This is a genomic window from Nostoc sp. NOS(2021) (assembly GCF_017115025.1).
GTDB lineage: Bacteria > Cyanobacteriota > Cyanobacteriia > Cyanobacteriales > Nostocaceae > Nostoc.
In genome coordinates this window covers 1-3,835 of record NZ_JABXKM010000173.1, presented here as the reverse complement: position 1 = coordinate 3,835, position 3,835 = coordinate 1, and the positions used below count along the sequence as shown (strand labels likewise).

At 39.3% G+C, this 3,835-nt stretch carries 3 protein-coding genes and 1 pseudogene; 2 read left to right on the top strand and 2 right to left on the bottom strand.

Features of this window, described 5'->3' with window-relative positions:
* The first annotated feature begins 81 nt into the window (after positions 1 to 81).
* Positions 82 to 1,173, top strand: a complete 1,092-nt coding sequence (locus HWQ41_RS20500) for a DUF3987 domain-containing protein (RefSeq protein WP_292766767.1) — start codon at positions 82 to 84, stop codon at positions 1,171 to 1,173.
* Here the strand turns inward: HWQ41_RS20500 and HWQ41_RS20495 are convergent.
* Positions 1,135 to 2,259, bottom strand: a pseudogene (locus tag HWQ41_RS20495) (ISL3 family transposase); the annotation flags it as partial. The gene HWQ41_RS20500 and the pseudogene HWQ41_RS20495 sit on opposite strands and share 39 nt — an antisense overlap.
* A gap of 384 nt (positions 2,260 to 2,643) precedes the next feature.
* Here HWQ41_RS20495 and HWQ41_RS20490 point away from each other — a divergent pair.
* A complete protein-coding gene (locus tag HWQ41_RS20490; RefSeq protein ID WP_292766764.1) occupies positions 2,644 to 2,835 on the top strand; it encodes a hypothetical protein in 192 nt (63 codons plus the stop codon).
* A gap of 3 nt (positions 2,836 to 2,838) precedes the next feature.
* On the opposite strand, the gene nadC is transcribed toward HWQ41_RS20490, so the two are convergent.
* On the bottom strand, positions 2,839 to 3,705 hold the full coding sequence (nadC, locus tag HWQ41_RS20485; RefSeq protein WP_292766761.1) for a carboxylating nicotinate-nucleotide diphosphorylase: 867 nt from the start codon (positions 3,703 to 3,705) through the stop codon (positions 2,839 to 2,841).
* Positions 3,706 to 3,835 lie beyond the last annotated feature (130 nt).

Below are 3,835 nucleotides of genomic sequence, written 5' to 3'. Positions count from 1 at the left end.
ATTTAAGAGTTGGGTCATTATTCTTTTCATAATTAGCTTTACTCAAAAATATTCCTATAAATATTAATATTTTAGCACGCTATGTACGCAAGAACCGTTAATACCTGTATCGAAATTGATGCTGGTACAAACTTCCGCCCAGCCCCAATTCTGTGGATGGGTTTGGTTGGTGAGACAGGAGCTACAAAATCACCGATTTTGAATAGCATACTGAATCCGCTTGAAGAGTTGCAGGCAGATGCTGAAGACACTTATCACCGTAACTTAGCACAGTATAAAAAAGAATTAGCCGAATGGCACAAACTCTCGAAAGATGAGAAGAGGGATATGCCCACTGAACCAGTTCCACGGGAATATTACCTTCAAGATGCAACTTTAGAGGCGATCGCTGATTGCCTTAGCAAGCAACCAAATCGAGGAGTTATTGTTGCGATCGATGAATTGGCAGGATTATTTGCTGGATTTAATCAGTACCGCCCTCAAGGTCGAGGTAATGATCGCCAGAAATGGCTCTCTGCTTATGACGGTAAACCTATCAAAATTAACCGCACAACTAGACCTAGAGTATCGATATCTCGTACATCTGTAAGTGTAGTAGGAACGATTCAGCCCTGTGTTTTGCGAAGGCAGATGAGTAATTTGGAAGAAGACGACGGGTTTTGGTCTAGATATCTGTGGATTCAGCTACCATTAACCGAAATGCCACCACCAGGTGCTAAAACAACCCATAACCTCTCAGTATTGCTTCAAAAACTTTACAAGAACTTAGAAAACTTGCCGTCTAAGACTTACCAACTGAATCTAAGTAGGCAACAAGTTTGGAAGGAATGGCATTGTTGGTGTGAAAAGCAGAAAGTTACTGAACCAAATTCCGCATTGAGAGCCATTTATCCAAAAGCAAAAGAGAGAGCAGCTAGAATTGCTCTCATTGTCCATTGTGTGAATGCCATTGTTGATGATCGCATACCGGAAACTATCGTACAAAGTGAGATATTGGAGGTAGCGATCGCATTTACAAAGTGGTTGATTGGTCAAGCTCGGCTTATTTATGCTGACTCTGGTATAACAATTCATCCAGATTCATCAAAAATTACCCGATTTTTAGAACGGTTTAGGGGAACGGGTTGGATTACAGCTGTTAATACCTTCAACTATTCCATTCGTTGTGCGTAGGTCTAAATAACAAACAATCTCTCCAAAGCACCTAGTAATTGTTCCTGTACTTTTGGGGAAATATGAAATAGCATCATGTATCTAGTCTAGCATTTTTATCACTCCATCTCCCCAAGATTTAGATGTTTCAAATATGTTTCTCAAATCTTCTTTTAATTGATGCATATTGGCAAGATTTGGTGACACACTTTTAACCAAATCTAATTTTAATTTCTGTTTCTCATTGAGCGATTCCTCATTTTTCAACAAGCTGTATTTACTTTTAGATAATCCAGCTAATACTCTTTTTTTCTCTTGCTGATTATCTAACTTCTCTGCTGACTTTTTCTCTAACTTCCGTGCCGTATCTAATTCATCAGTGACTTGTTTCATCACATGGAATCTCTCAGCGGTAATATCAGCATTCGGCATCAATTCCATCACTATATTTTTGTATGGAGACCAGAGGTCAATGCTAACTTCTTCTACTTGAAATAGAATCACAGAACCCCACTCCTCAAAGAGTTTACGCAATTCTTCGCTACGTCGTGACTGTAAGATTGCAATCGGCTGATTTTTGTATAAATCTACTATTATTGCTAAGTAATTTCCTTGACCTTTTACCAATGCTATTTCATCGATTCCTATTCGTTTCACGAGACTTAAATCTATTTCATTAATCTGAGATGCTTGCAACGTTAGCATAGATTCTACTTCTTCTTCAGTCAGGTCATTCCTTTCTGCAACACTACGAATACTACTATCTAATACTTGCTTAACTATATCAATAGCTAATCTTTTTGTATATCCTCGTTGTTTATCGACAAAATTTAAATTCTCAACTATTGGCTTTACGACAGTTTTTACATCTAAACTAAACTGACGGCGATTTATTCGGAGTAATACTGTTTTGACACTCCACCGTAAATCTTGAACTGTTCGCCAATGGTTTGGGTGTATGCTTTGACTTAGAGTCCCACACTTGTGACAAGTACAATAATTCGTTTCTGCCTCGATTTCTATAATTATTCATATACCTTCAAATTCCTGACAATTTAATACCTTCATCCCTGGTATATTCAATATTTTTTCAATAGCTAATGTCATGGCTGGCACCCAAAAATTTCATTTATGATATTCTTATTAAATACCAGTTAACGATCGCGTAGAACTTGAAATGCCAAAAAACTTTACTTAGCAAGAGTTTTAGCCATTTATTCTTAAGATTTTTTTATAGTTTTATTCATTTTTTTTATAATTTTTTCATAAAGAGAGCGGTAGAACCCTAATTATTTGTCACTCTTAACAGATTAATGTCGTTTTTCACTAAGGAATACGGATTAAATAAAGTGCAAAACTAGTGGCAGGGCATAGTAGATTGAATTTGTGGGTTAACTGGGTGCAGGATCGTGATGAGAATCTACTCTCCAATGATAGAAAAGCAGATGCAATCTTACTATGAATCAATGTCTGAGAAAGACCGTCGGCGAGATGCATTCTATTGAAGCGAAAAAGCTTGGTTACGGTGGTATCCGATATATAAGTAAATTGTTTGGATGTAACTACAGAACAATCAATAAAGGGATTGCAGACCTGGAACAGAGGAGTTTAATCAGCAGCCCAAGAATTCGTCGCTCAGGTGCAGGAAGAAAAAAAGCGATTAAACTTTTACTGACATTTTGACAATTAAAATACAATCCTCATACTCAAATCCAGCCACTTCGACTGAGTAATTGGCGCACTGCTAGAAATATAGTCAATACCCGTCTCTGCCACACCGCGAATCGTTTCCAAAGTCACATTCCCCGAAGCTTCAATTTTCACCCGGCTATCCTGCTGGCGAATCAACTGCACCGCCTGACACATCATATCCAAAGGCATATTATCCAACATAATAATGTCAGCGTTATGCTTCAAAGCTTCTTTCACCTGCTCTAAACTTTCCGTCTCCACCTCAATTGTCAATGGATAAGGTATCTGAGAACGAATACGGGTAACTGCTTCTCCAATTCCCCCAGCCGCCGCAATGTGATTATCCTTAATCATCACCGCATCATCCAACCCCATGCGGTGATTAATCGCCCCACCCAAAGCAGTCGCGTACTTTTCTAACAATCTCAGCCCTGGTGTAGTTTTACGCGTATCCACCAACTGAGCAGGGAAATCAGCAATTTTTTCTACATATATATTAGTCAGCGTAGCAATTCCACTCAACCGCATAGCCAAGTTGAGCGCCACCCGTTCCCCCATCAGCAGCGCATCCAACGTACCATGTATTTCAGCTACAACCTGTCCCGGCTCACACCATGCACCTTCAGCCGCAACCGCCACAAAGCTGACTTTTTCATTCAATATCTGAAACACTCTAGCTGCAACTGGTAAGCCAGCAATTATCCCTGAAGCTTTAGCTATCCATTTAGCCGATCCTAGCGTCACATCTTCTACTAATAGCGTATTTGTTGTGCGATCGCCCCTGCCAATATCTTCCATCAACCAGCCACGCAACAGTGGATCTAAAACCAGCCAGGGCGGCAAAACACCAGAATTCCTCACAACTTTTATTGCTTCCTTAGTGACTTCCAGGAATACTATACCCTAAAACCCTTATTCTCTAAGGCTTTGATTGAGACTCAAAAGCAGTCCCAAATATTTTTTGGAAAAATAGTTGACAAGATAAAGGAGG